The sequence below is a fragment of the Salipaludibacillus daqingensis genome (assembly GCF_029891575.1).
Classification (GTDB): domain Bacteria; phylum Bacillota; class Bacilli; order Bacillales; family Salisediminibacteriaceae; genus Salipaludibacillus; species Salipaludibacillus daqingensis.
Map to the genome: position 1 here is coordinate 1 of NZ_JARZHF010000012.1, position 26,201 is coordinate 26,201.

The 26,201-nt window shown below is 36.1% G+C and carries 26 protein-coding genes, 1 other RNA gene and 1 pseudogene; 8 read left to right on the forward strand and 20 right to left on the reverse strand.

Annotation, left to right across the window (positions count from 1 at the left end):
• The coding region (locus tag QDN89_RS19510) for a zinc ribbon domain-containing protein (protein WP_280772001.1) at positions 1–168 on the forward strand (168 nt) is incomplete at its 5' end.
• Positions 169–377: 209 nt separating this feature from the next.
• On the opposite strand, the gene QDN89_RS19515 is transcribed toward QDN89_RS19510, so the two are convergent.
• Both QDN89_RS19515 and QDN89_RS19520 read right to left on the reverse strand, forming a co-directional pair.
• The gene (locus QDN89_RS19515) at positions 378–881 is read right to left on the reverse strand and encodes a peroxiredoxin family protein (protein ID WP_280771854.1); all 504 of its coding nucleotides are present in this window, start codon (positions 879–881) and stop codon (positions 378–380) included.
• A gap of 22 nt (positions 882–903) precedes the next feature.
• Positions 904–1,344 (reverse strand): OsmC family protein, encoded by a 441-nt coding sequence (locus QDN89_RS19520; protein WP_280771855.1) that lies wholly within the window; start codon positions 1,342–1,344, stop codon positions 904–906.
• Positions 1,345–1,808: 464 nt separating this feature from the next.
• On the opposite strand from QDN89_RS19520, the gene QDN89_RS19525 reads away from it, so the two are divergent.
• Positions 1,809–3,044, forward strand: coding sequence for a DUF3179 domain-containing protein (locus QDN89_RS19525; protein WP_280771856.1), 1,236 nt, complete (start codon positions 1,809–1,811; stop codon positions 3,042–3,044).
• 65 nt (positions 3,045–3,109) lie between these two features.
• On the opposite strand, the gene QDN89_RS19530 is transcribed toward QDN89_RS19525, so the two are convergent.
• The gene (locus QDN89_RS19530) at positions 3,110–3,790 is read right to left on the reverse strand and encodes a Crp/Fnr family transcriptional regulator (protein WP_280771857.1); all 681 of its coding nucleotides are present in this window, start codon (positions 3,788–3,790) and stop codon (positions 3,110–3,112) included.
• A 137-nt stretch (positions 3,791–3,927) separates the two neighbouring features.
• Between QDN89_RS19530 and QDN89_RS19535 the strand changes: the two genes are divergently transcribed.
• From QDN89_RS19535 to QDN89_RS19550, 5 genes and pseudogenes are all read left to right on the forward strand, one after another.
• Complete coding sequence (locus QDN89_RS19535; protein ID WP_280771858.1) at positions 3,928–4,200, forward strand: glutaredoxin family protein; 273 nt, start codon at positions 3,928–3,930, stop codon at positions 4,198–4,200.
• Between the two features lie 55 nt (positions 4,201–4,255).
• Positions 4,256–4,369 (forward strand): TlpA family protein disulfide reductase, encoded by a 114-nt coding sequence (locus tag QDN89_RS22025; RefSeq protein WP_425335429.1) that lies wholly within the window; start codon positions 4,256–4,258, stop codon positions 4,367–4,369.
• 15 nt (positions 4,370–4,384) lie between these two features.
• A pseudogene (locus tag QDN89_RS19540) lies at positions 4,385–4,591 on the forward strand (thioredoxin domain-containing protein); the annotation flags it as partial.
• Between the two features lie 12 nt (positions 4,592–4,603).
• Positions 4,604–5,002, forward strand: a complete 399-nt coding sequence (locus tag QDN89_RS19545; RefSeq protein WP_280771859.1) for a tetratricopeptide repeat protein — start codon at positions 4,604–4,606, stop codon at positions 5,000–5,002.
• A 323-nt stretch (positions 5,003–5,325) separates the two neighbouring features.
• The gene (locus tag QDN89_RS19550) at positions 5,326–5,655 is read left to right on the forward strand and encodes a thioredoxin family protein (protein WP_280771860.1); all 330 of its coding nucleotides are present in this window, start codon (positions 5,326–5,328) and stop codon (positions 5,653–5,655) included.
• 1,330 nt (positions 5,656–6,985) lie between these two features.
• Here the strand turns inward: QDN89_RS19550 and parC are convergent.
• From parC to QDN89_RS19585, 7 genes are all read right to left on the reverse strand, one after another.
• Positions 6,986–9,430 carry a DNA topoisomerase IV subunit A gene (parC, locus tag QDN89_RS19555; protein ID WP_280771861.1) on the reverse strand — a complete coding sequence of 815 codons (2,445 nt, stop codon included), beginning with the start codon at positions 9,428–9,430 and terminating at the stop codon, positions 6,986–6,988.
• Between the two features lie 3 nt (positions 9,431–9,433).
• A complete protein-coding gene (parE, locus tag QDN89_RS19560) occupies positions 9,434–11,410 on the reverse strand; it encodes a DNA topoisomerase IV subunit B (protein ID WP_280771862.1) in 1,977 nt (658 codons plus the stop codon).
• Between the two features lie 233 nt (positions 11,411–11,643).
• Positions 11,644–12,054, reverse strand: coding sequence for a CoA-binding protein (locus QDN89_RS19565; protein WP_280771863.1), 411 nt, complete (start codon positions 12,052–12,054; stop codon positions 11,644–11,646).
• A gap of 18 nt (positions 12,055–12,072) precedes the next feature.
• Entirely contained in the window at positions 12,073–12,495 is a 423-nt protein-coding gene (locus QDN89_RS19570; protein ID WP_280771864.1) for a universal stress protein, read from the reverse strand.
• 120 nt (positions 12,496–12,615) lie between these two features.
• A complete protein-coding gene (locus QDN89_RS19575) occupies positions 12,616–14,172 on the reverse strand; it encodes an ABC transporter permease/substrate-binding protein (protein WP_280771865.1) in 1,557 nt (518 codons plus the stop codon).
• Positions 14,169–15,143: an ABC transporter ATP-binding protein gene (locus QDN89_RS19580; protein ID WP_280771866.1), complete on the reverse strand. Its 975-nt coding sequence runs from the start codon at positions 15,141–15,143 to the stop codon at positions 14,169–14,171. The genes QDN89_RS19575 and QDN89_RS19580 overlap by 4 nt, the downstream gene beginning before the upstream one ends.
• A 185-nt stretch (positions 15,144–15,328) precedes the next feature.
• Entirely contained in the window at positions 15,329–16,852 is a 1,524-nt protein-coding gene (locus QDN89_RS19585; protein WP_280771867.1) for a carboxypeptidase M32, read from the reverse strand.
• A gap of 180 nt (positions 16,853–17,032) precedes the next feature.
• On the opposite strand from QDN89_RS19585, the gene QDN89_RS19590 reads away from it, so the two are divergent.
• Entirely contained in the window at positions 17,033–17,332 is a 300-nt protein-coding gene (locus QDN89_RS19590; protein WP_280771868.1) for an iron-sulfur cluster biosynthesis family protein, read from the forward strand.
• A 68-nt stretch (positions 17,333–17,400) separates the two neighbouring features.
• Here the strand turns inward: QDN89_RS19590 and moaA are convergent, their stop codons facing one another.
• The 10 genes from moaA to QDN89_RS19640 form a co-directional block, all read right to left on the reverse strand.
• A complete protein-coding gene (gene moaA / locus QDN89_RS19595) occupies positions 17,401–18,420 on the reverse strand; it encodes a GTP 3',8-cyclase MoaA (RefSeq protein ID WP_280771869.1) in 1,020 nt (339 codons plus the stop codon).
• A 118-nt stretch (positions 18,421–18,538) separates the two neighbouring features.
• Positions 18,539–18,781, reverse strand: a complete 243-nt coding sequence (locus QDN89_RS19600) for a DUF2564 family protein (protein ID WP_280771870.1) — start codon at positions 18,779–18,781, stop codon at positions 18,539–18,541.
• A 713-nt stretch (positions 18,782–19,494) separates the two neighbouring features.
• A complete protein-coding gene (locus QDN89_RS19605; protein ID WP_280771871.1) occupies positions 19,495–20,631 on the reverse strand; it encodes a THUMP domain-containing class I SAM-dependent RNA methyltransferase in 1,137 nt (378 codons plus the stop codon).
• Between the two features lie 123 nt (positions 20,632–20,754).
• Positions 20,755–21,138: RNase P RNA component class B (rnpB, locus tag QDN89_RS19610), an RNA gene on the reverse strand.
• 55 nt (positions 21,139–21,193) lie between these two features.
• Positions 21,194–21,601 (reverse strand): reverse transcriptase-like protein, encoded by a 408-nt coding sequence (locus QDN89_RS19615; protein WP_280771872.1) that lies wholly within the window; start codon positions 21,599–21,601, stop codon positions 21,194–21,196.
• An 18-nt stretch (positions 21,602–21,619) separates the two neighbouring features.
• Positions 21,620–21,934: a cell division regulator GpsB gene (gene gpsB / locus QDN89_RS19620; RefSeq protein WP_280771873.1), complete on the reverse strand. Its 315-nt coding sequence runs from the start codon at positions 21,932–21,934 to the stop codon at positions 21,620–21,622.
• A 61-nt stretch (positions 21,935–21,995) separates the two neighbouring features.
• Complete coding sequence (locus QDN89_RS19625; protein ID WP_280771874.1) at positions 21,996–22,559, reverse strand: SLOG family protein; 564 nt, start codon at positions 22,557–22,559, stop codon at positions 21,996–21,998.
• A gap of 140 nt (positions 22,560–22,699) precedes the next feature.
• Positions 22,700–23,080 (reverse strand): CotD family spore coat protein, encoded by a 381-nt coding sequence (locus QDN89_RS19630; protein ID WP_280771875.1) that lies wholly within the window; start codon positions 23,078–23,080, stop codon positions 22,700–22,702.
• A 455-nt stretch (positions 23,081–23,535) separates the two neighbouring features.
• Complete coding sequence (locus QDN89_RS19635) at positions 23,536–24,273, reverse strand: 3'-5' exonuclease (protein ID WP_280771876.1); 738 nt, start codon at positions 24,271–24,273, stop codon at positions 23,536–23,538.
• A 2-nt stretch (positions 24,274–24,275) separates the two neighbouring features.
• A complete protein-coding gene (locus QDN89_RS19640; RefSeq protein ID WP_280771877.1) occupies positions 24,276–26,186 on the reverse strand; it encodes a DUF294 nucleotidyltransferase-like domain-containing protein in 1,911 nt (636 codons plus the stop codon).
• Between the last annotated feature and the right edge of the window lie 15 nt (positions 26,187–26,201).

The following is a 26,201-nucleotide window of genomic DNA, read 5'->3' on the forward strand; positions in this document are numbered from 1 at the left end:
CAACGATGTTCCAGTTGTGGCTATAAAAACAAAGACGTGAAAGATTTGAATTTGCGGGAGTGGACGTGTGTTTGTGGCGTGCATCACGACCGCGATAGGAACGCAGGATTAAATCTTAAAAATGAAGCTATCAGGCTTCTAACCGTCGGTGCGACGGGGATAGCCTAATCAAAACTTTCGGTTACGAAGGTGTTCTTAGGAATCCCCCACTTCAAATAGCTCGTAAGAGCAATGAAGTGGCGGGTAGTTCAATAAGGTGAATAAAGAAGATTTAATAAAATCGTTGAAATCAGAAGAATTGAGAAATGTATGTAAAAACTAAATAAAAACAAAGTGCTTCTCTTAAATTTCTAGAGAGACACTTTGTTTCTAACTTTTTATTTTAAGTTCTTATCAATGTATTGAACAATTTTTCGAAGTTCCGTTGCATTAGGTCTTCCGAAAGGACTTGTTTGTTTTTGTTGATACAACAGGTTTCCAGATTGATCAATTAGAAAATATGCAGCTTCACCGTGACTCCCGTGATCTTCGTATGGTGCTGTATCATCATGATAGAAAACACCATATGATCGAAGTACATCCAAATTTTCATCCGATAATATAGGAAAAGAAAAATCATGTTCATCAGATAATTTTCTTAAGTTTGATAAATCATCCGTGGAAATAGCTGTGAAACTTACATTTTTCCCTTGAAAGTAGGAATGACTTTCTTCGATATCTTTGAGGTCTTGTATGCAAACTGGACACCAAGCTCCCCTGAAAAATACGATAAAATGCCATCCTTTACGTTCTTCTAAATCTTTTTCAAGTGAATAGGTTTCGTTAGATGTTGTTTGTAAACTGAATTCAGGTACTTTTTGCCCTAATGTAAGGTTCGACATTTAAAAAACTCCTATCTTTAGATTATGCTTTTACCCAATTAGCTTCTAGCTCCACACCTGCTGCTTTAAGTGTCGTAAATACAGGGCACCTGGCATCCGTTTTTTCTTTTAATTCATCAATTCGGTCTTGAGATTCACTAGTAGAGACTTTAGCATCGACTTGAACTTTTTCGAAAAATGGTCGGACACTTGCATTTCCCATTAATCCTCGAGGATCTAACTCACCGCGAATATCAAATTCTATTGATTCTAGATCAAATTTCATCTCTTTTGCTACCATATTTGCAATTACATTTTCACAACCTGCTAAGGATGCTAACATGTTCGAGATCGGATCCGGTCCTTCATCAGAACCTCCCATATTTGGTGGTTCATCGATGATGATGGTATGTTGATTTGATTTTAGATTTGCTTTCATTTTTTCTGTTGTTCCTGTTACGTTAAATGTCATTTTTTCTGCCATTGTTATGACCTCCTTGAATTTTGGTACTTCTTTACTTTAACAATCATTTTCCTACATCTCCGTAAGATAACTTACTTTTTGATAGAAAAATGGAAAGTATGAAAGCTGTTAATTAAAAAACTTGATCAAATTATCGTCGTATTCGTATCCTGCGTGCAAGGACCGAGCCTCCTCGAATAGCACTAAAATCAACAATAAGTTATATCAAGTTCTAATAAAAGGGACTGCGTAGGACTTAAAGTTATAGACAATATTAATTAAAATCTCTATTCTATACGGCCTACAAGAGGCTTTTTCCTAAAAAAGCAGAGTTTAAACTTTTCCCTAAGGTGAGGTATCTTTTCAAACTACATCATACGAAAGATAACATCATATTTTTGTAAGCTTCCCTACAGAAAATGACTATGTAGTAAAGGTAAAATAGACTTAATCATTCGATAGACACAGGAAGTGAGGGGTGGAAGATGAAAAAACGAGCTCGGCTGACCTTATTAAGTGGTATTTTGATCCTGATAGTTATTCTGGTGATCAATCAATTTTCTGGACAATCAGATAATTCAACTTTAGATGTTGTTCAAAATGAAGAGGAATCCATGGAAATGTCTGAGAGCACAGGTGAGGAAGAAAACTATAATTTATTCGATGATCAGACATTCATGACGACAGAACATTTAGACAATCGTTTAGAAGCTTTATCTTCTAATATCGTTGATAGACTTCAAAAAGGAGGCCCTCCACCCGATGGAATTCCTTCGATTGATCAACCTTCGTTTGTAGATCTAGCTGAAGCCGATCAATGGTTAGAGGAGAATGAGCCAGTCATATGGGTCGAAGTAAATGGAAAAGCAAGAGCTTATCCATTACAAATTTTAATGTGGCATGAAATTGTCAATGATACGATTAATGATGTTCCCATTTCTATCACGTTTTGTCCACTCTGTAACTCATCTTTTTCGTTTAAAAGAGATGTTGGTGACCATTTATTAGATTTTGGTACAACTGGTTACTTATACGAAGGTGCTATGCTTATGTATGATCGACAAACTCAATCTCTCTGGGCACACTTTGGAGGAGAAGCTTTAGGAGGTCCTTTAAAGGGAGAAAGATTAGAGCTCGTCCCAAGTTCCATTGTCGCATGGAGGGAATTTAAAGAGACATATCCTGATGGACTCGTGTTATCGAAAGATACTTCTTTTGAAAGGAATTATGGTCAAAACCCTTATGTAGGTTATGACCAAGCTGATGAGCCTCCATTTTTGTTCTCTGGAGAAATTGACGGGTCTTTTGCACCAAAGGAAAGAATCGTTGCTGTAGAAGTAGCAGATCAAGCAAAATCATATTTAACGGAGACTCTATCTGAAAAAGGAGTCATCAATGATTCCGAATTAGCAGAAGATATTGTATTATTTTTTAAAGAAGGCACAGCATCCGGTTTAGATGATGCATCGATAGCTTCTGGAAAAGAAGTAGGAAGTTCCAATGTATTCTTTAGTGAAGTAGATGGAGAAACATTAGAATTCTACAAAGACGGAGAATCATTTAAAGATTCTCAAACGGAATCGACTTGGAATTTCTTTGGAGAGGCAACTTCAGGACCTCTAGAGGGGGAGAAATTAACCCCCGTTCCTTTTAAATTAGATACGTTTTGGTTTGCATGGGCCGCTTATGAACCTGATACACTTTTATATGTAGCTGAATGAATCTATTTTTTAAGAATATAATAAACGCCAAGATTATCATCATTCTTGGCGTCAAGAGTTCACGGTTAATACTCGTCTAAAAATGATTGAACTTTATCTGCATTTACATGAAGAAGCAGTTTCTTCTTAATATAATTTTCTTTTTTCATTTGACTTAAAATGGCACTAGTCGTTTCTCTTGTAGAACCGATCATATTGGCCAAATCCTGATGAGTCAATTTCATATTAATGGACTGCCACTCATTTTTTCGCTTGCCTGTTTTCTCACTTAAGTGAAGCAACAAGTATAGAAGACGATATTTCACATCGCTAAGCGCTATTTTTTCACTTAAACTGTATAACTCCTTTAAACGAGATGAAAGGATATTGATGAGCTTTAAAGCAATTTTAGGATTTTTCTCTATGAATGATTCAAATTCATGTTTACCAATGATACAAACATACGTATCTGTCATTGCTTCTGCATAAATTTGATCATCTGTTAACGTAAGGGAAGAAGTTTCGCCGAATATATTTCCATCAACGAGAACATCGACAGTAAATTGTTTTCCGTGTTGATTACTGCGAAACAGACGAACCTGTCCTTGCTTCAGGAAAAAAAGTGCTTCAATGGGCTGAGCTGGAGATACAATCATCGTTCCTTTTTTTATAGGTTTCATTTCACTTAATTCATCAATGACTTTTAAATCTTCCATTGGCAACTCATCTAATAGACTAATTTGAGATAATAATGTTAACTTATCCATATATAATCTCCTTTCACACATTCTATTTGAACCAAGTATACTGAAACGTTCAAAGGAATGACAGCAAAGTGAGATAAAAATATAAGTAGATAACCGATAAATGCTTCATATAAAGAAACGTAAGGAGGAGGTTTGTCATGGTGAAATCAATTTTATATACAATGACTGGCTGCAGTAGATGCCATGAAGTGAAAAAACATTTAAAGAAGGTTAATATGACATATATTGAAAAAAATATTTTAGAGGATCCTGAAAGTATACAAGCATTAATGAAAATAACAGGGGAAGTTTTTACACCAGTTTTGATTGTTGATAATAAACATGTTCTCAATCAACAAGAAATTTTTTTACTTGAGAAAGATGAGCTTAAATTACATCCAAGAGAATGCACTAATAAGTCTAATCGTTAAAGGGAGGGTAACGGATCAGAAATTCAATTAGAAAAGGATTGAGGAGGAATCATTTGTGTTATTAACTACATTACCAAATATAGAGTTACAAAGGTTAGATGGCGGAACATTTTCTACAGATGAACTGCAAGGAAAGAAAACATTGATTTTCATGTGGGCATCTTGGTGACGCTGTCGTGAACAGCTGCCAGGTTGGCAGCAATTTTATGAAAAATATAAAGAACAAAATTTTGAGATTCTATCGGTTTCAGTTGACATTCAAGGGCCAAATGTTGTTAAACCTTATTTAGACGGAATTCCATTTAGAACGGTCGTCGATACAGAGAATAAGTTATCTTCTTTATTTGGAATGAAACTCATTCCAAATGGAATATACGTTGATGAAAAAGGTACTATTCGTCTTATGAAACAAGGTTTCCAAGTGACGAACGAAGATCATGTGGAAGCCATAGAAGATCTTATCACTGAAAAAGTCGATAAAGTAATGTTAGACGATATTTATTATGATCCAAAAAATGAGGATCATCCATTAGAAATAGAGCTTTCTATTACGAAATTTAAATTAGCAATGGAATTAATGAAGCAGAATAATAAAGATCAAGCTCTTAAACAGTTAGACGAGGCGTTACGATACGATCCTGATAATTTCGTCATTCGAAAACAAAGGTGGTATATACGTTATCCAGAAAAGTTTGAACCAACCATTGATATTGACTGGCAAAATCAACAATTGAAAAAAGAAAAAGAAGTTGAAATGAATGATTGTGGACCTGAAGGTTGCAAGATACCAGGTTCAGATTAGTTTCATTTGGCATTTTTATACTAGCCCATAAATATAAAAGAACCTCCTCAATAAAAGGGACCTCCGGCTGTTTGACAGACGGAAACACCAAATTTCGAGGTGGTTTTTATTATGTTTCAAATAATTATATTATTGAAATGTTGTAAGAATTTATACAAACAATATACTGTTCTATTCACTAAGTAAGTTATCTTACGGAATAATAAATGAATATAAGGTAAATTAACATAAAGGGTGTTGATAAATCTTGAACTGATTCACATCAGATTACATGTTAGCACTTTACTAGGATTCACAACTATTTTAAGAAGAGGAAACTATATATGAATAAATTAATTGAAAGCAAGGAAGAGTTTGAAACAACAATCTCAAAGGATACCCCAGCACTACTTAAATTTTTTGCTGATTGGTGCCCTGATTGTACTCGAATGAACTTCTTTATTGGTGATGTTTTAGCGCAATATGAAGAATTTATTTTTTTAGATATTGATAAAGATCAATTTCCTGACATAACAGAAAAGTACGATGTTATGGGAATCCCTAGTCTGTTAGTTTTTCAAAACGGAAAGAAAATTGGTCATCTTCATAGCGCTAATGCAAAAACTTCTGATGAAGTGTCTGATTTTTTAGCAACATTTTTTCAAAAAAAGTAATAAAGCATAATTGGGTAAAGGGAGGGTGATTAAGTGAAGAGACTAAATATAAAACCTTGGATTTGGTATGGACACTAAATCACAATCTTTCTTTTAAAAATAAGCGTGGTTCAGATCAACATAAATGAAGTATTTGTTAAAAAGAAGTACAAGGAATGAAATCACTTTGAAATTCGAAGAAGTTTACTTGATCACAGTAAACAGCAAAAGAACTGTGAAGTAACTATTAAATTCGAAACCTGTATAAAGAGTAAATTGTTAACTACGCAATCATACAGACATAGAAGTCAAATCAATGACTGAAATTCTTTTTTCTTGCTGCTGAGATGGGGTCGAAAGGAACTATGCGACGTCTGCGCCACGTTTTATTAAATTAGGTAGAATGGATTTACAATATAGTAGAGAAGTGTAGGCAGTTTAACAAAATAATGGAATTAAATAAAATTAACTCTAGTTTACATAACACAAATTATAGGAACCGATTAAAATAATCATTATTGAGTCTCGTTATCTAAGTAAACTTAGTGTTTTGAGACAAAAGAAAAATTATTGACCTTATTTTTCTTTTTCTAATGTTCCATGTTGACGAGTTTTATCTACATCAATATCAAGATGAACAAAAATTTATGAGTCAATCCAACCGTCCAGCCAAGTGTCTCAAAATATTGATAATCTGATGACCATATACGATGACCAAATAAAAAATGTACCGTATTAATCTCTTTCATTTTTTCGACCGTTTGTTTTATCGCTTTTTTACTCTTCGTTCCAATTCATCTTCCACTTTATGAACATTTTCAACGCTTGATTCTATTTTTCTTTCTGGAAACAGGATTTGTCTTTTCGTAGTCGAATTTCATCGTAAAGTCTGTACTAACTGATACCATTATTAATTATGTCTTTGAGTTCCTAGCTTAAATTGTCTTGACTTGAATCGTGGATCTTTGATGATTATTATTCGAATTAATGAAAGATTTGTTATAAAGTTTCTATAATACCTATTTTGCCTCCCAAATATTAGCTGCTCAGAGCTTGGTTTGCTTAAGCTTCTTTTTATATTTCGTTTAACTCCAAAATAAGTGAAGTTGAATCTAAAAGATATCATCTATTTTTAGATAATTCATTCATACTTGAAAGTCACGTTCCTCGCTCCTCCTTCTTAAAATATACTTAAAATATAGTTTCTAGATAAAAGGAATAATTATACATACTTGTTCTATATAGGTTTTAATTAATTTTTTCAAATCTATAGTTCACATAATACAATTATAGTAAACTTATATGGACTAAAAAAACACGCTAAAAATGATTAGCGTGTTTCCAAGTCTTATTAAAGTAGAGTTTCATCATTCTTATTGATTTTTTCTACCCATGAATCTCTTACATCTCCAGTGGTACTTGTATCAAATAAGAAAGATCCATTTGTATATCGATCATTTCCTCGAATTGATGATACATCTACCGTACTATGTGTCCCATCTTTCGCTTCTACATGAACAATATCATGTGACTCGACTAAATGAACATATGCTACTCGATGTGGGTGCTTTTTTAATTCCTTCAGCATAACCACACCACGTTTTGCTCTTGACGTTTTTTCAAACGATTTTAAACTCATCTTTTTGAACGCTGCCCGCTGAGTTAATAAGAAAATCCATGGACTATAACCAGAGTCAAACGTTTGACAACTCATTATTTCATCATTTTCCTTCAAGTTAATCGCTTTTACACCAGCTGTTCGTTGACCAGTCGTACCTACTTCTTCTTCCCCGTACCATAACCCATAACCAAACTTACTGGCTAGAAAAATATCTTTATTGCCATTTGTTAACGAAACATGGACAAGTTCATCTTCCTTTTTACATTTCACAGCCATTAATGCTTTTGAATGTCTTTGAGCTTTGTAATCTTTTAAAGCTGATCTTTTAATCATGCCTTTCCTCGTCGCAAACAGCAAATATTTGTCTTCTTCAAAATCCCGAATGGGAATCGCGTGTATAATATCATCATCTTGATCCATAGAAACCAAATTTGCGACGTGCTGTCCATTATCTTTCCAACGTATTTCTGGCAAAAGGTGAACAGGAACATATAAGTAGGATCCTTTTTTTGTAAATAAGAGTAACGTATCTGTCGTATTTATTTCGACAGAGTGAAGCAGACGGTCGGAATCTTTCATTCCTGGAGCCTCACCGTTTGATGCTGAATAAGAACGAAGGCTAGATCGCTTCACGTAGCCATCTTTTGTTACGGTTACTCTCACATCTTCTGACGGTACGATAACTTCTAGGTTAATCTTCAAATCTTCAATTTCATCTTCAATTAACGTTTTGCGATCATTCTCATACGTTTTTTTAATCTTTTTTAATTCTTTTTTTATTTCAGCTACAAGATTTTTATCACTAGCTATAATATTTTCTAGTTTTGCAATCAACTTCTTCAATTCATCTGCTTCTTCTTGCAATGTTGAAATGTCTGTATTTGTTAAACGATACAACTGTAAGTTCACAATCGCTTCTGATTGCGGTTCCGTGAAATGGAAAGCTTCTTGCAAACGATCTTTTGCATTTTTCTTATCACTTGACGAGCGAATCGTAGCGATCACTTCGTCTAAGATCGAAATAGCTTTAATCAATCCTTCAACTATGTGTGCTCTTTCTTTTGCTTTCGTCAGGTCGAAATTCGTCCTTCTAGTAATAACTTCTTTCTGATGTATGATATAAGCATCAAGCATTTCTTTTAATCCTAATAAACGAGGCGTTTTTTTAGAAATCGCAACCATATTAAAGTTATAAGAAACTTGCAAGTCCGTGTTTTTATATAAAAAGTGAAGAATCCCTTTGCTATTTGCTTCTTTCTTTAGTTCGATGATAATTCGTAACCCTGTTCGATCTGTATCATCCCTTACTTCTGCAATACCATCGACTTTTTTATCCAAACGGAGTTCGTCCATTTTTTTTACGAGATTAGCTTTATTAATTTCATAAGGGATTTCTGTGATGACAATTTGTTCTTTGCCTCCGCGAAGACTTTCTATCTCTGCTTTCCCTCGTAAAATGATTTTACCTTTTCCCGTTTCGTAAGCTTTACGTAAGCCTTCGACGCCTTGAATCGTTCCTCCAGTTGGAAAGTCTGGTCCTTTCACATACTTCATTAAATCGTCTAGCGTGCAGTCTGGATGCTCCATTTGATAAATGGCAGCCTGTATTACTTCTCCTAAATGATGAGGTGGAATATCTGTTGCATAACCACTTGAAATACCTGTTGAACCATTCACAAGTAAGTTAGGATAGCTTGCCGGTAATACAACTGGTTCTTCTTGTGAATCATCAAAGTTAGGCATGAAGTCTACCGTGTTTTTCTCAATCGCATGAAGCATTTCTGAAGCGATTTTTGAAAGACGAGCTTCAGTATAACGCATAGCGGCAGGTGGATCCCCATCAACGGAACCATTGTTACCGTGCATTTGCACAAGTTGGTGCCTCATTTTCCAATCTTGACTCTGACGAATCATAGCTTCGTAGACAGATGAGTCTCCGTGTGGGTGATAATTACCAATGACGTTACCAACTGTCTTTGCAGCTTTTCGAAATGGCTTATCGGCAGTATTACGATCCACATGCATCGCGTAAAGTATTCTTCGTTGCACGGGTTTCAAACCATCCCGAGCATCTGGTAAAGCTCTATCTTGTATTATATATTTACTGTATCGTCCGAACCTATCCCCTAGAACATCTTCAAGAGGAAGGTCCAAATAGCGTTCTTTATCTTCCAAGGATTACTCCTCCTCTGTGACTAATAAATGGTCATTATCTAAAATATTTGTTTCTTCGTCTAAGCCAAAAGCGACATTTCGCTCAATCCATTTTCTTCGTGGCTCTACCTTATCACCCATTAACGTTGATATGTGTCTTTCTGCCCGAGCGATATCATCAATCGTAACACGAACTAATGTTCTTGTCTCTGGATTCATTGTCGTTTCCCAAAGTTGGGTCGCATCCATTTCTCCAAGACCTTTGTAACGTTGTAAAATATATCCTTTACCTATAAGGTCGATTGCTCCTTTTAAGCCATTCTCATCCCAAGCATATTCTAACTTTTCTTTTTTTCCAGAACCTTTACTAACTTTATAAAGGGGTGGAAGAGCAATGTAAATGCGACCAGACTCAATGAGAGGACGCATATATCGGTAAAAGAATGTCAGTAGTAACACTTGAATGTGAGCCCCATCCGTATCGGCATCTGTCATAATAACAATTTTATCGTAGTTAATATTAGAAATATCAAAGTCAGGTCCTACATCCCCACCGATCGCATAAATGATCGTGCGAATTTCTTCATTTTTCATAATATCAGCAAGTTTTGCTTTTTCCGTATTGATCACTTTACCCCTTAACGGAAGGACCGCCTGGAATTTGCGATCTCGCCCTTGTTTCGCTGAACCACCTGCTGAATCACCCTCAACTAAATAAAGTTCATTTTTCGAGGCATTTTTTGATTGGGCTGGAGTTAATTTACCACTTAACATCGCATCTTTGCGTTTGTTTTTCTTTCCGCTTCTTGCATCTTCTCTCGCTTTTCGTGCTGCTTCTCTTGCTTGGGAAGCCTTTATCGATTTACGAATTAAGTTATTACTTATTTCTGGTTTTTCTTCCAAGAAAAAAGCTAGTTTTTCTGAAATGACGTTATCAACGGCGGAACGAGCTGAAGGAGTTCCTAGTTTTCCTTTCGTTTGACCTTCAAACTGAAGCTTTTCCTCTGGAATCCGAACAGAAATGATTGCTGTAAATCCTTCACGAATATCATTTCCATCTAAATTTTTATCGCGTTCTTTTAAAAGCTGTAGTTTTCTGGCATGTTCATTTACTGCACGTGTGACAGCAGCTTTAGCTCCAAGTTCATGCGTTCCACCGTCTTTTGTACGAACGTTATTAACAAACGAAAGCATGTTTTCTGTGAAGCCATCGTTATATTGAAAAGCGAAGTCTACTTCAATCTCATCGTGTATCCCTTCAAAAGAAACAACAGGATGAAGGGTCTCTTTCTCTTCGTTTAAATACCCAACAAAAGCTTCCAAACCTGTATCAAATTGAAAGATTTCTTTATCTACACCGTGTTCAGGACGTTCATCAATTAATTCGATTTTGACACCTTTTATTAAAAATGCCGCTTCGCGAAGTCGCTCTGCTAACGTATCGTAATGATAAGATATTGTACTAAAAATAGACTTATCTGGTTTAAAGTGAATCGTCGTCCCTGTTTTACGAGTTTTGCCGATTGTTTCTAACGTTGTAACTGGTTTGCCACCATTTTCAAATCGCTGTCGGTACGTTGACCCACCGCGGTAGATCGTCACTTCTAACCATTCTGATAAGGCGTTAACAACCGAAGCACCAACTCCGTGAAGACCACCACTGGTCTTATAACCACCTTGCCCAAATTTTCCCCCGGCATGTAGGACTGTTAAAATTACTTCGGATGTCGGTTTGCCTGTTTGGTGCATTCCTGTAGGAAAACCGCGACCTTCATCAATGACACTGATACTATTATCTTTATGTATTTTTACAGTAATAGTATTACCATATCCGGCTAATATTTCATCAACTGAGTTATCAACGATCTCAAATACAAGATGGTGAAGACCTCTATGATCGGTGCTACCAATATACATACCTGGTCTTTTACGAACCGCTTCCAAACCTTCTAATACTTGAATGGCATCGTCATTATACTCAAATTCTTTTTTTGTGGACAATGCTTTTAACCCCTCTCTCTTTCGTTCCGTTCTTAGACTATTATCTAACATAACACAACTAATCCATTGTTTCGATAACAATCCATCAAAAATGCATGGAAAAGAATTTATCAATCATACTTAAAATAAAAGGAAAGAGTACTATTTGTCAAATTTTTCTCTGAAAAATAAAAAGATTTATTAGTTCTCATAATTGAAAAAGGCAACCTTATACAGGTTACCTCTGCGAATTATTATCTTATTAACACAGCATGTTCTACTTTGATACAACGATCCATTATGACTGTTTTACCAGCATCTTTCGCTATTTTGTATGCCTCTTCATCTTCTAATCCGAGCTGTGCCCAAAAAACCGGAGCATCAATTTTCGCGACATTTTTAGCAATGTCAGCTAAATATTCATTTCGTCGAAAAATGTTCACAATATCAATGTGACCTTCTACTTTTGTCACATCATCAACCGCTTTAATCCCAAAAACTTCATCAATCGTTGGATTTACTGGAATAATTTCATACCCGGCGTGCAATAACGCTTCTGCAATTTGATAAGAAGTTCTATTAGGGTTATTTGATAACCCTACTATAGCAATTCGCTTTGAATCTTCAAGAATTGTTTTAATTTCGTCTCTAGATGGATTTTCCAACCTGGATCCCTCCTTGAATTACTTCACAATCATAACTGGACACTTAACTCTTTTTGCAACCTTATGACTTACACTTCCTAAAACCATTTGTTGAAATTGATTTAATCCCCGACTACCGATAATAACTAAATCGTAATCACCATCATTCGCTTCTCTTACAATGGTTGGACCAGGTTCACCGAACAAATGTTTAACTGTCAATGGAATTTGCTCCACTTCAATCTTGTTTACCATAGGAAAAACCCGTTGTTTTCGATGATCAGGTATATCTCGAGGTTTCATTTCTTCATCTACGACGTCGGATTGTGATGGAATATCATCCACAACGTGAACGAGTGTAATAGAAGTCTTTTCTGAATGTTTGGCTATATAGACCGCTTTCTCGCAAGCACGTAAGGAATGTTCTGAACCATCCCCTGCTAATAATATCTTTTTAAACATTATATCACTGCCCCTCCCCATTATCCCTCTTGCATAACTCTATTATAACGGATAGAAGAAAAAAAAGGAAAAGAGGACTTACTTCTCTTTTCCTTTATCTAAAAAAGCTTCGTTTTATAACTATTCTTGTATTAACCCTTCTTCTTCTAAATATTCTCTTGCAATATCGTTAGCATTTGCATCATTTTCATCTACTTGAAAATTCATTTCTTGCATTTCTTCTTCTGTAATCATCCCTTCTAATTGATTAAGAATGTCTTCTAATTCAGGATAAGCAAGAATCGCTTCTTCTCTAAACAATGGGGCGCCATTAAACGGTGGAAATAAATTCTCGTCGTCTTCTAGTGCAACTAAGTCATATTCACGCATATATGAATCTGTCGAATACGCATCGATGACTTCAGCATCTCCAGAAACTAATGCACCTAAACGTAATCCAGGATCCATTGTCTGTACGTTTGAAAATTCAATTCCATAAACTTCTTGAATTCCAGGATATCCATCAGGACGATCAGCAAATTCTACAGTGAATGCCGCTGATAAGTCTTCTTCATACGATTGTAGATCACCTATTGTTTCTAAATTTAAATCTGACGCCATCTCTTCTGTTACAGCAAGTGCGTAAGTGTTTTGATACCCTAAAGGTTCTAAGAACACTAAATTAAATTCGTCGTACATGCCTTCTTTTGCTTGTTCATATGCTTCTCGTTCATCATTACTAACTACTTCTTCTCCTAATAAGTCTGCAATGGCTGTTCCAGTAAATTCGAAATATCCATCTAAATCACCAGAGATCAATGCTTGGAAAGCGACATCGGTTGTACCAATACCTGGTTCTAATACAACTTCATAGTCCGTCTCTTGCTCGATCAATAATTTATACATATTAATAATAATTTCAGGTTCTGCACCTAATTTTCCAGCGATCACAATTTCTTCTTTTTCTTCTTCTCCAAAAGAACTTACGGTATTCAATACAGGAGGAGTAATCACTAATAATAAAGCGGCTCCAATCACTACTAAAATCGGCATAAGAGAGGATCCTTTTGCCTTTTTCTCAGTTAAACGTAAAACCGTATCAATTAATAATGCTAAAATTGCTGCGGGGATTGCTCCTAATAAAATATAATAATTGTTGCTTCGGTTAATCCCTAACATAATTAAATCCCCTAGACCTCCAGCCCCGATTAGCGCAGCTAAGGTCGCTGTCCCAACAATCAATACCATCCCCGTTCGAATACCTGCCATGATCATCGGCATAGCAAGTGGCAATTGTATTTTATGCAATTGTTGTATCGTCCCCATCCCCATTCCACGGGAAGCCTCCATCAATGCAGGATCCACTTCTTTTAATCCAGTGTATGTATTCCTAAGAATAGGCATAAGAGCATACGCTGTTAAAGCAACGATCGCTGGAGTTGTCCCAATACCTAAAAAGGGTATCAAGAAACCTAACAATGCTAAACTAGGGATCGTTTGCAAAACTGCGGTTGCCCCTATTACTGGTTCCGCTCCTTTTCGATAATGGCTAAGTAAGATTCCAAGCGGTACTGCAATAAATACGGCTATTAGTAAGGAAATCAACGACATTTGAATATGTTCCCAAAGGGCGGTAATGAGGAGATCTTGACGGGTATTCATCAGTTGAAAGAAGGTTTGTATCGAAAACACATTCATGATCTCGCACCTCCTTTTGTTTTAACCCGATTTTTTTCAAGGTAAAGGGTAATATCTCTATAGCTCAGATGCCCTCTATAGTCATTATTTTCAAAAATAGCAATAGAGTCGTCATCAACCTTCTTTAATTTATCTAATGCTTCTTTGACAGTTGCAGAAGCGGATAAAGAGCTAGAGGCATCGTACGCAGGTGGGATCTCTTTTTCAGTCAGAGGAAAGAGTTCTGACACTAATTCAGACCAAGGATCTTTTCGATCGCCTAAAAACTCACGAACAAACTCATCAGTTGGATTTCGTAGTAACGTTGCAGGATCGTCAATTTGTACAACTCCACCATCTTTCATGACACAAATACGATTACCTAACGCTAATGCTTCATCCATATCATGGGTAACAAAAACGATCGTTTTTTTAATTTCTTTTTGTAATTTTACTATATCCCCCTGTAGTTGCTCTCGACTAATAGGGTCTAATGCGCTAAAAGGTTCATCCATTAAGATGATATCTGGATTACCAGCTAATGCTCGAACAACACCAATTCGTTGCTGTTGTCCACCGGATAGTTCACTCGGTATTCGGTCACGATATGTATCTGGATCTAACCCTACCATGTTTAATAACTCATTCACTCTTTTATGAGTTTCTTCTTTAGACCATTTCTTCAGTTCGGGTACGATCGAAATATTTTCTTCTATCGTCATATGCGGGAACAGAGCAATTTGTTGTAGGACATATCCAATATTCCAACGCAACTTTTTAATATTCATATCTAAAATATTTTTGTTTTCTATGAGTATTTTTCCCTCAGATGAATCGATCAGTCTATTTATCATTTTCATCGTTGTTGTTTTGCCACAACCACTTGGACCTATAATGACAAACATCTCTCCTTCATTCACTTTAAAACTTACATTTTTAACTGCTTTTGTTCCATCGGGGAAATCTTTCGAAACATTCTTAAATTCAATCATACATACGTTCAACTCCTTGTTATACCAAATTAAGCGACATTTATTGCTACATTCTAATACGAAGACAAGAATACTTCCTTTAATTCACTTTTTATGGATAAAGTAAACCTATTTATGACACGAATAAGCCCTTTTTTCAAATGAAAAGGAAGTCACGAATGAACCTTTCGCGACTTCCTCGACCACTACTGATCTACTTGATACACTTTGCGATATTTGTCTCGTAAATATTGGATGAGATGGTCTGGTGTTACCCCTTCACCTGTCGCATCTTTTAAAATTTCAAGTGGCTTTTTGCTCTTACCAAACTGATGCACATGCTTTGTAAACCAATCTTTAATAGGAGCTAATTCCCCTTGTTTTAACTTTTCATCGTAGTCAGGAATATCTCTTAACATTGCCTGCTTCAATTGTGCCGCATAAACATACCCTAGTGCATACGATGGGAAATATCCAAAAGCACCACTTGGCCAATGAACATCTTGAAGAACACCTTCGCTGTCATTTGAAGGGCGTACACCTAACATTTCTTCCATTTTATCATTCCAAGCTTTAGGTAAATCAGCAACTTCTAGCTCCTCATTAATCAAAGCTTTTTCTAACTCATATCGTACAATAATATGAAGAGAATATGTCATTTCATCCGCTTCAATTCGGATAAGTGATGGCCCTGCAACATTAATTCCACGGTAAAATGTTTCTAAATCGATATCATCGAATTGTCCTGCTGAATATTTTTTCAAGAGATCGTAATACTTTTCCCAAAACGAATGGTGACGACCTACGAAATTTTCCCAAAAAAGCGATTGAGATTCATGGATCCCCATTGAGGTACCTGTACAAAGTGGTGTTCCTACATATTTTTCGTCAACATTTTGCTCATACAAAGCATGACCACCTTCATGAATCGTACCGAAAACCGCTGTTCGAAAATCAGCTTCATCATACTTTGTTGTAACTCTCACATCCCCAGGATTTAACCCAATTGCAAACGGATGAACCGTTTTATCCAATCGACCTGCATCAAAATCATACTGCATATTTTCTAGAATTTCACGGCTTAACGCTTCTTGTTTTTCTGCAGGAAAATGCTTAAACAAAAATCCCGTTTCAGGTTGATTTTTTGCTTCCGTTACTTCTTTCACAAGAGGCACAAGCGCATCCTTTAACTTTCCGAACACATCATCAATAATATCCACTGTCAGACCAGGTTCAAAGTCATCTAATAGCGCATTATATTTATTACCTTCGTACCCTTTCCACTCTACATATTTACGATTATATGCAACAATTTTTTCTAAATATGGCTGGAAAGAAGCGAAGTTGTCTTCATTTTTTGCTGTCTCCCAAGCAACTTCTGCTTTGGAAGTGAGTACGACATAATCCTTGAATTCTTCTGGTGGTATATTTTCATACTTTTCTAATTGTCTTTCACATTCTTCTACCGTCGCTTTTGTAATATCTGAAAGCTTATTCCACTCAGATTCTTGACGTAAACTCGTTAAATATGATTTCATTTCATCGGAAGTGGACATCCTGAAAATTTCAGAAGAAATAGATCCTAAAACTTCCGAACGTTGGGAAGCTCCTTTTCTCGGGGCGCCTGTTCGTAAATCCCACGCTATTAACCCTACAGCCTCATTGTAGTGACTAATTTTCTTCACGTAGTCGAGAAAGTCTTGTTCGATAGTCGTTACTTTTGTTGACATGTGTGTTACTCCTTTCGAATTGTAAACTATGTAATAATCAGGGTGAAAACCCCTTCACTCTATCATACCTTTTTTCTGAAATAAATTCATTATCATTAACTTAGAAGCGTGACTTCTTTTCATTTGTTATACTACTTGTAGGATATATCCATTGTGATAACGAAGGGAGAAGGGCTTTAAATGAATCTAACGATTACGGATAAAGCGTCTAGTTTTTATAAACAAGAAATGAAATTATCGGAAGGAGATACCGTTTCGTTTTTTGTTCGAGTTGGTGGTGTTGGTTCTGGTGGTTTCTCAGTTGGTATTTATCGTGGGACACCAGACATGGATTATAAAAGCACCGAGCAAGCTGGGGTTATTTTTTGCGTAACGGAGGAAGACCAGTGGTATTTCGACGGCATGGTCATCGATTATCATGAAGACTATGGTGAAGTGACCTTTAACAATAAAAACATGGATGACGTATCGAATCCATAAAAGACGAATGAATTTAAAAGCTGGACAGGGCCTATGACCCTATCCAGCTTCTTTTATCCAGGCTTTGGTTAACCACCAATATTGGACATTTCAATTTTTTGGATTTGCTTTTTATCTGTGTTTTTCAAGCGCTCTGCAGAATATTGATCATCTCTATTTTCCCAAATATATTGGAGGTGCTTCGCAACTTCTTCATCCGATGCACCAGAGCGAAGAATGTCTCGAAGATCGTGGCCTTTTGAAGCAAATAAACACGTGACAAGCTTTCCATCAGCTGACAAACGAGCTCTGGAACATGTAGAACAAAAAGCATCGGTGACAGATGAAATAATCCCTATTTCATGGCCGTTTTCTTTGAACTTAAAGCGATCTGCCACTTCTCCTGTATAATTTGGGTCCACTGGTTCTATAGGCATTTCTTTATTTATTATATTAAAAATTTCTTTTTTACTAACAACGTGATTTAATTTCCACCCATTTGAATTCCCAACATCCATAAATTCAATATAACGAAGAATCACATCGGTATTTTTGAAGTAACGAGCCATCGGAAGAATGTCCTCTTCATTCATCCCTCGCTTAACGACCATATTCATTTTCACAGCTAGTCCTACATCTTGAGCAGCTTCAATACCTTCTAAAATTTTATTCACACCAACGTCACGGCCGTTTATTTTACGAAACTTCTCATCGTCTAAAGAATCTAAACTAACCGTTACTCTTTTCAACCCAGCTTCTTTAAGCTTTTTCGCGTGCATCGGTAATAAAGCACCATTGGTTGTCATAGCTATATCTTCAATTCCTTTAATCTTGTCTAACATGCTGATAAGACGTGATACTTCGTGCCTCATTAACGGTTCTCCGCCAGTAATTCTTAACTTTTGTATCCCTGCTTTTTCAGCAAGAATCGTTGAAAGTCGTGTGACCTCTTCAAATGTTAAAATATCATTTTTCGGCAGAAACTTAAAATTTTTATCAAAAATTTCCGGTGGCATACAATAGCTGCATCGAAAATTACATCGATCTGTTACTGAAATTCGTAAATCTCTTAAAGGTCTTCCTAATTTGTCTTTCATGGAATGGTCCATACATTCAACCCCCTAATACATTCATTATACTTTGTTCTATTTTTGAAGTACAAGGGGTTACCATTAAGTTTCTTATTTTCGCAACAAAATGATAGTATTTATATTGAAAAAAGACAAATTAAACAGTTTTTTCATCATTCTCATTGATAGGACGATGAACCTTTCCATTCGAAAATAACATACTTTCGTGAGTGAACTGAAGTATCTTTGCTTGATTTAATTTCTCTTTAGCCTCTTCCATCGATTTTGTCGCGTTATATAGTTGAGTTTCATTCATCGTTGCTTTCGCTTGTGCGACCATGTCATCGGCCTGCCTTAATGCAGATTCAATTTGTTTTATAGTTACATATTCTTCCTTCATGAAATCACACCTTTTCGTTTAATGCAGTCATATGAAGTATATGAAAGGAAGGCTTCTTATATTCTAGAAGATTAAAAGATAGATGACATGACGTATTAGAAAAGTTTGGAAGGAAGAGGATAAGAGGGATCGGGATTAGTGATTTCTCACTCCTCTGAAAACGAAACTTATAAGATTGGCGATAGTGGATCGCATTAGTGACCATTATTTGCTCTATTCGTCGATTATGGGGCACTAATCATGATGATTACTTACCCTTGTTCGCTCTATTCGTCGATTATGGGGCACTAATCATGATGACTACTGTCCCTTGTTCGCTCTATCCAACGATTATGGGGCACTAATCATGATGACTACTGTCCCTTGTTCGCTCTATCGGTCGATTATGGGGCACTAATCATGATGACTACTGTCCCTTGTTCGCTCTATCCGTCGATTATGGGGCGCTAATGATAGTGGCTACTGACCCTTAATCGCTCTATTCTTCGATAATGGGGCGCTAATGATGGTGACTAGTGACCCTTAATTCCTCTATCCTTCGATAATGGGTCACTAATCAAGGTGACTAATTAGACATTCCAACCGACTCCGTCACCCAATGTCCAGTAGCTTGACTTCATCAAACAAATCAATAAATATATCTAACTCTGCCATGTAAATAAAATAAAAGAAAAGAACGGACAAAGTTAGTAACTTTGTCCGCTCTTCACAAACTATTTATTTCGAGGTCGTTTACCCCAGAATTGATAAAAATCTGTTTTTATATTTCCATTATACAATTTTCGTTTTTTCGTTGCTTTGGCACCATATAATTTCTCGAAGTGAGGGTGAGACGTGATAATATAAACGGACCACGTTTCTAATGGTCGAATTACTCGTCCTAATTGACGATACAATTCCTCAACGTAGTCTTTTTCTTTCATTCGTTCGCCGTATGGAGGATTACCTATGACCACACCATTTTCATCTTCCGTCGAAAAATCACTGACTTGAATCTGCTTAAATCGAAGCGCGTCGGGAAAACCTGCTTCAGTCGCATTATTTTGTGCTAATTCAATCATAGTATGATCCACATCTCCACCGATAATATACAACGGTTGATCATACTTCGCGACATCTTCTGCTTCTTCATGTACCTCATCGATCCATTTTTGGTCATACCAATTCCAACCTTCGAAAGCAAATGAACGGTTGATACCGGGAGCGATATTTTGACCTATCATTGCTGCTTCAATTGGAATTGTCCCTGAACCACAAAATGGATCATAAAGTGGTTTGTCAGCATTCCAATTTGTCAGTTGGATCATTGCTGCTGCTAAAGTTTCTTTGAGAGGAGCCTCATTGTGCAAATATCGGTAGCCTCGTTTATGTAATCCAGCACCACTAGTATCAATTGTAAGGCTAGCAACATCTTTATGAAGTGCCACTTCGATTCGCTGAAATGCCCCTTTTTCTTCAAACCAGTCAATGTGATAGTTTTTCTTTAAACTTTCAACAACAGCTTTTTTCACAATCGCTTGGCAGTCAGATACACTAAATAATTTTGATTTTACCGATCGACCAATAACTGGAAATTCGGCATCTTTTGAAATGAAATCCGCCCATGGTAAAGCTTTTGTTTGTTCAAATAATTCTTCAAAACTTTCTGCACGGAATTCGCCAACAAGAATTTTTACCCGATCTGCTGTTCGAAGCCATAAGTTCACTCTTGCTATGGCTTGAAAATCAGCCTTAAAAATGACTTTCCCATTTTCAACAGTAACGTCTTTATAACCTAAGTTTTTAACTTCATTTGCAACAATCGATTCTAACCCCATCGCTGCTGTAGCAATTAATGTTACTTTACTCATTTTATTACTCATTCCTTTCTAAACCCATTCATAGTATACAATATGTACATTCTAAAAGTAAAAGCTCCACGATAATTACATCGTGGAGCCGAACAATTCTTCATTAAAATGACGCCATTTGTGTTTTGTAAGCCATGTTCTGTACCTCTTGTACTGCAAACGGGAGTCATCCCTCGTACGGAGGTGGTAATCATCTGTCTACAGAATCATCTGTCCCTTGATCCGTTAAATTCCTTCTCAAGGGTGCCCCTACCTAATTTTGGGTTTCTCGCTCGTGGGGTTTACCTCGTTCCACTCTGTTTGTTTCCAAACAGACTCCGTCACTGTGGCACTTTCAAGGTCGTCTTACCATATTCTTACGAACGTAGGTAAGTTACCTGCCGTTAGCCTGTTAAACAGACTACCCTGACTTATGACTTCGTCAGGCACGAACACTACAATCATCTCAGATTGTGCGAGCATGGACTTTCCTCTACACCATAAATGATGCAGCGATTACCCAAACACAAATAGATGTCGTCTAAACAACATAATTTATCATACCACAACAATCATTAAATAATCAATCGAGAAATTTTTCCAGTGACAATTGAATCGCCCGTTTCGCTAGATTGTCGGCTTCTTTATTACTTTTACTTGGAATCCATTTGATAAATACATAATCGAAATCCTCTTGAATAATTGATAAAATTTCTTGTAATAATGGTTTAAATGTTGGGTTTTTCACATATTCTTTCTCTACTGCCTGAACAAGTACTTTTGAATCCGAGCGAATCGAAACTGTCGAAAACTGATGCTCTTTACAGACAAGCAACCCTTTAATGCAAGCATGAAATTCTGCCTCATGATTGGACATTTTTTTAAGAGGGAACAACTGTCGAATGACAGGATCCGTTCCTTTAATAAACACGCCAGCTCCTGATGGTCCTGGGTCGCCGGCGCTTCCGCCATCAATATACAATTCAATCAATAGATGATCCACCTATCATCAGTCGTACAATTTACTTCCGAAAACGTGTTTTTCTAAATTCGAAAGTCTACGAAGAATATCGTAGTTTGTATTTCCTGTTGATGGCTGTGTAGGTTGTTTACGTGTTTGTTCATTTAACGTCGTTGTTTCTTTCTTTAATCGCTCAGTTTCTTTTTCTAACCATTGTATCCGATTTTCAAAAGCTTCATAGTCTTTAATAATATCATCTAGAAATTGATCAACTTCATCTTGATTATATCCTCGCATGCTTGTTTTAAAATCTTTCTCATAAATCTCATTTTTAGAAAGTTTAGACACTTGTTTTTTATCCACTATTGTTCACCTCATATGTACATTCATTTATTCCTTATTTTTTCAGACAACTGCGTTCTTGTCAATTCCATGTTTCGTCATCTAGCTGATCACGTATCATTTCTTCTAAGTCATCTGGTGTTAAATAAAAAATAGGGTAGGTCTTTTGATGTTGTTTTTTTAAAGCATAATTTAGAAAAAACTTTGGAGTCCCTTCTGTTTCAGAATCATATAATACAAGGGAGGCGTCACTCTTTTCTACGATAAATTCATTTTTGGAACGTAATTGAGCTGGATTATCGTATGGTCGTTTCGTTATGTAATCACGGTAATCACTGTGATCCCAAACAAATTCGTACAATGTTTTTACTGCTTCTTGAAATCGTTCATCTTGGTTATGAAATGGTGCTAAAGTAGCTACTTTTAAATCAGGATAACTTGACTTTAATTCAATTGCAGCTTCTGCAGCCCATAATTCAACTCCTGGTTGACCACTTGTGATAATCCACTTAATATCAAATTCTTCTTTTAATTGTGTTATTTTTTTCGATAAAGCTTTTTTTAAGAAAGGCAATTGGTCATGTTGTTCATTAAATATACCGATTTCATGTGGTTTATATCCAGTAATAGCAAGTACTTGATACATAAAATCATTGCTCCTTTCTTCATTATTTATATTAGCTTTCTTTTCATTTATGACAGCCTTGTCCTAATACTAACTTACTTTCATATTTATAAAGAAAGAGCGAATCAGCATCAAGCTGATTCGCTTCTACAGTCAAATTCCTAAAAAAATCCTCTTCTTGTACTTGCGCAAGGCTTATGATGGTGAGCTCCCATAACTTGACCTGGTCCTGGCTGGAATGCTCCTGCGACTTGACCTGGTGCTCCTGGTCCTGGTTGAAATGCTCCTGCGACCTGACCTGGTCCTCCTGGCCCTCGAAAATGTCGATTGAAAATACGATCTACTCTCGATTCCGTGTGTGGGTAACTGTGATGAAAGTCATATCGATGATTAATTACATTAGTCGTGTGACTTGGATGAACAACCGGTACTACATAATTACAATCTCTTTCACGCACAGCTTGCTGTGTCGGACATACTTGTGTTTGCAAAACTTGAGGTCTTGGTTTATGACAAGGACGTGGGTGGTGACAATTAAACATATGATATCCTCCTTTTTTATAGGTTCAATATCAACGTATGTTTCCACAGCCCGACATGTACTAGTGTAAAAACCTAATTTTACTGTAAAAGAACAAATGTACTACCAATTAGAACAAAAAACATACAAACAAAAACTTTCGCCATTTACTTTCTCTCTCTCCTTAAGCTTCTATAGCCATCTTTTTTTATCCCTACTAAAATTAATATAATGAATATTTAAGCAAATATCAATCATTTTTTTCCTAAATTCGTCATCATATGACATTAAATACTTTTTATCTCCAAGAAGTTGGTTAGAAAACAGGCGAAAAAGCTTGTATCATGCGCTTCCCCGGGAAATATATGTACGTTTATTTCCATGATCTAAAGGGAAATAACTTAAAAATTATTCCAAGACTATTTTATTCAAACTAAATCAAATATATAACCTTTCAACATCAAAAATCATCGTTCTTCATTTTTTAGCTGTTTTCTGCGCTTTCCAAAACTCATTCAAAGTGTATATGTTTCGGGATTCTAACTCATGTATGAGGTTCTTAAAGATTTCTGCTGTCATAAACGCGTCATTGAGTGCGTGGTGCCGTGTCTTTTCTTCAATGCCAAAAAATTGAATTAACTCATCTAAACTGTTTTTCTTTTTTGGATACAAGAAAGTAGCTATTTCATAAGAATCTACATAGGTAGGAGTATAATTAGGTAATCCCCATTTACGAGATATTTCCTTTAGAAAATTTACATCAAAACTTGCTGGGTGTGCCACTAATACCGTTCGCTTTGAAAATTCACAAAATTGAAGAAAACTATATGGAAATGGATTTCCTGACTTAATTTGAGAATGACTCAATCCTGTTAGGTCACACACAGTTGATGAAGGCATTTTCATAGGCGTAATCACTTCATAAAAACTTTCGGGAAATTGAATGTGTGTTTCATTGATTTTGATTGCCCCTATCGAAATGACTTCATCACCGACCTTCGGAAAGAACCCTGTCGTTTCCAAATCAAAAATAGTAAACGTCACTTCACTCATTCGATTATTTCCTATGTCAAGGGGATCATTAGTACACTCGACCTGACGTTTAACTATGTCATACTGAGAGAAATTCTCTTTAATCCACATGTTTTTATTATGATTAAACCGATGCCAATCATATAATAAGTATTTAAAAATTTGTAGTACGGATACTTGCATCGTTATATTCCTCGATTCTTCGCAAAACTCAGTTCACTCATTTGCTGAAGTCGTTTTGCTATAAATAGAGCTTCTTTTAACTGCTTTCTCTCTTCTTTTTCCAATGAAAGGGGCGCGATCATATTGGAAAGAGGTTCTTCATTTCTAAGTTGCGAAATATTTTCATTAATGCGGAAAAAATGTAAATAATCCATTGCCAGCTTCGCGTTTTTAACATCGCGGGGATGAAACACCTCAAGTTTTTCTAACTTATCAAGTCGAGCAAATGTACTCACTTCTTGGATCCCATACCGAATTGCAAATATTCTTACACCGTTGACGATTTGCATTAATGCTGATTTTTTTATATCGATTTTTTTTTGTTTCCCTTTCACAGAAATACGCCCTAAAGGGTTAATCGGAACCCGAAAGCGAATCGTATCCTTCATCAACATCGCATGGAGCATTTTTCCTTTTTTAACTGGGTCTGTAATCGAGTCACGGAGTTTCTCTGCTAACGTAAAGTCACCAAAAATCGGTCTGTAGTCAATGAAAATTGTGAAATCTCGGATCTCCTGGCTATCCGCTTGTTTGACCCACCTTTGAATTTCAACATTCCATTCATTGATTTCTCGGCACCACTTTCGCTCACGCGCCATGATTCCACCTGTGCATTCTGGAAATCCACAGTCCACAAGTCCTTCGTTCACTTTTGCAGCAAAACGATGAAAGAATTCTTCTACATCTATTTTATTTGGAAGATGCTGATAGTTATCTAAAATTAGTCCATTATCTTGATCGGTACTAAACGCTTGTTCTTTTCGTCCTTGACTTCCCATCACAATAAAACAGTAATTTACAGGTGGTTTTCCATAACCTTCTTTTTGCATATCTCTTAAGGCAAACTTAATTACTTTACGATGGATTTGATCATTGTAATTCGATATAAATTCACACACTTCAGATGGGTGAGTTCGTTCATTTAATAACGCTTCTGTAAATAAGAGAAAATCTCCGTTTTTTTTCGGGGCAAGTGCTGAAATTTGAGAGATATTTTTAGCATGCTGTAACCGATAAGACAGGTTTAAATATTTGGAATCCTGAAGTTGTAAAAAGGATTCTGCCATTAAAATCCCAACTACTTTTTCACCCTTCATAACCGGAACTAAATCAATATAATCATCTTTAAAAAAGGTTAATACGTCATAACTAAATGCATGTTCTTGAATCGTTTGTGGTTCACTATCCATCCATAATTGAACAGTTTTCTCTCCGTCTCCCTGAAGTAACCCACGAATAATATGTTGTTGCGTGATGACACCACGAAGTTCTTTATCACTATTAGTCACTACAAGACCTGCTGTATTCCATTCTGTCATCATTCTGGCCGCATCTTCCAACGTCTTATTTTCATGAATTAGCCTTGCTCGTTCCATCATCGTATGAACACGAGTTCGAAACAATCCGATATTTTCACGGTCACTGACATTTCGCTCTTTTTTGATTTCATCGTAAAGCGATTTCATTCGTTCGCCTATACCTGTTAAAATCACTTCTGAAAAAGCTTCATTTTCTGTCATAATTTTAAGGAATACACTTTTTTTAAATCTTACCGTTTCACAATTCTCCAAAGCTTGAACAGAAAAGTTCATCTGCCCCCCTGCAAGCAATATCATTAACCCAATTAAATCTCCAGGGTAATAAAACCTGACAGAAAATTGCTGACCATTATCTCTGTGAAGGACATTTTTGGCAAGTCCTTTTAACAGAAAAAAAACTTCTACTTCTTCATCTTCTTCATGAAAAACAAATTCATTCTCTTGAAAAGACTGTCGGTTTGAATCATTCATCATCACATCAAATTGACTATCCGTCAACAAATCGAATGGGAATGATTTCCTTATGACAGCTTCATATGTTAATTGTTCAGACATCTATTCCTCCTCCTT

What these genes read in the sequence shown, in the direction of transcription:
- QDN89_RS19515 (WP_280771854.1), bottom strand. Translation starts at nt 881, where the DNA reads ATGTCGAACCTTACATTAGGGCAAAAAGTACCTGAATTCAGTTTACAA.
- QDN89_RS19520 (WP_280771855.1), bottom strand. Translation starts at nt 1,344, where the DNA reads ATGGCAGAAAAAATGACATTTAACGTAACAGGAACAACAGAAAAAATG.
- QDN89_RS19525 (WP_280771856.1), top strand. Translation starts at nt 1,809, where the DNA reads ATGAAAAAACGAGCTCGGCTGACCTTATTAAGTGGTATTTTGATCCTG.
- QDN89_RS19530 (WP_280771857.1), bottom strand. Translation starts at nt 3,790, where the DNA reads ATGGATAAGTTAACATTATTATCTCAAATTAGTCTATTAGATGAGTTG.
- QDN89_RS19535 (WP_280771858.1), top strand. Translation starts at nt 3,928, where the DNA reads ATGGTGAAATCAATTTTATATACAATGACTGGCTGCAGTAGATGCCAT.
- QDN89_RS19545 (WP_280771859.1), top strand. Translation starts at nt 4,604, where the DNA reads ATGAAACAAGGTTTCCAAGTGACGAACGAAGATCATGTGGAAGCCATA.
- QDN89_RS19550 (WP_280771860.1), top strand. Translation starts at nt 5,326, where the DNA reads ATGAATAAATTAATTGAAAGCAAGGAAGAGTTTGAAACAACAATCTCA.
- QDN89_RS19570 (WP_280771864.1), bottom strand. Translation starts at nt 12,495, where the DNA reads ATGTTTAAAAAGATATTATTAGCAGGGGATGGTTCAGAACATTCCTTA.
- QDN89_RS19575 (WP_280771865.1), bottom strand. Translation starts at nt 14,172, where the DNA reads ATGAATGTGTTTTCGATACAAACCTTCTTTCAACTGATGAATACCCGT.
- QDN89_RS19580 (WP_280771866.1), bottom strand. Translation starts at nt 15,143, where the DNA reads ATGATTGAATTTAAGAATGTTTCGAAAGATTTCCCCGATGGAACAAAA.
- QDN89_RS19585 (WP_280771867.1), bottom strand. Translation starts at nt 16,852, where the DNA reads ATGTCAACAAAAGTAACGACTATCGAACAAGACTTTCTCGACTACGTG.
- QDN89_RS19590 (WP_280771868.1), top strand. Translation starts at nt 17,033, where the DNA reads ATGAATCTAACGATTACGGATAAAGCGTCTAGTTTTTATAAACAAGAA.
- moaA (WP_280771869.1), bottom strand. Translation starts at nt 18,420, where the DNA reads ATGGACCATTCCATGAAAGACAAATTAGGAAGACCTTTAAGAGATTTA.
- QDN89_RS19600 (WP_280771870.1), bottom strand. Translation starts at nt 18,781, where the DNA reads ATGAAGGAAGAATATGTAACTATAAAACAAATTGAATCTGCATTAAGG.
- QDN89_RS19605 (WP_280771871.1), bottom strand. Translation starts at nt 20,631, where the DNA reads ATGAGTAAAGTAACATTAATTGCTACAGCAGCGATGGGGTTAGAATCG.
- QDN89_RS19625 (WP_280771874.1), bottom strand. Translation starts at nt 22,559, where the DNA reads ATGTATCAAGTACTTGCTATTACTGGATATAAACCACATGAAATCGGT.
- QDN89_RS19630 (WP_280771875.1), bottom strand. Translation starts at nt 23,080, where the DNA reads ATGTTTAATTGTCACCACCCACGTCCTTGTCATAAACCAAGACCTCAA.
- QDN89_RS19635 (WP_280771876.1), bottom strand. Translation starts at nt 24,273, where the DNA reads ATGCAAGTATCCGTACTACAAATTTTTAAATACTTATTATATGATTGG.
- QDN89_RS19640 (WP_280771877.1), bottom strand. Translation starts at nt 26,186, where the DNA reads ATGTCTGAACAATTAACATATGAAGCTGTCATAAGGAAATCATTCCCA.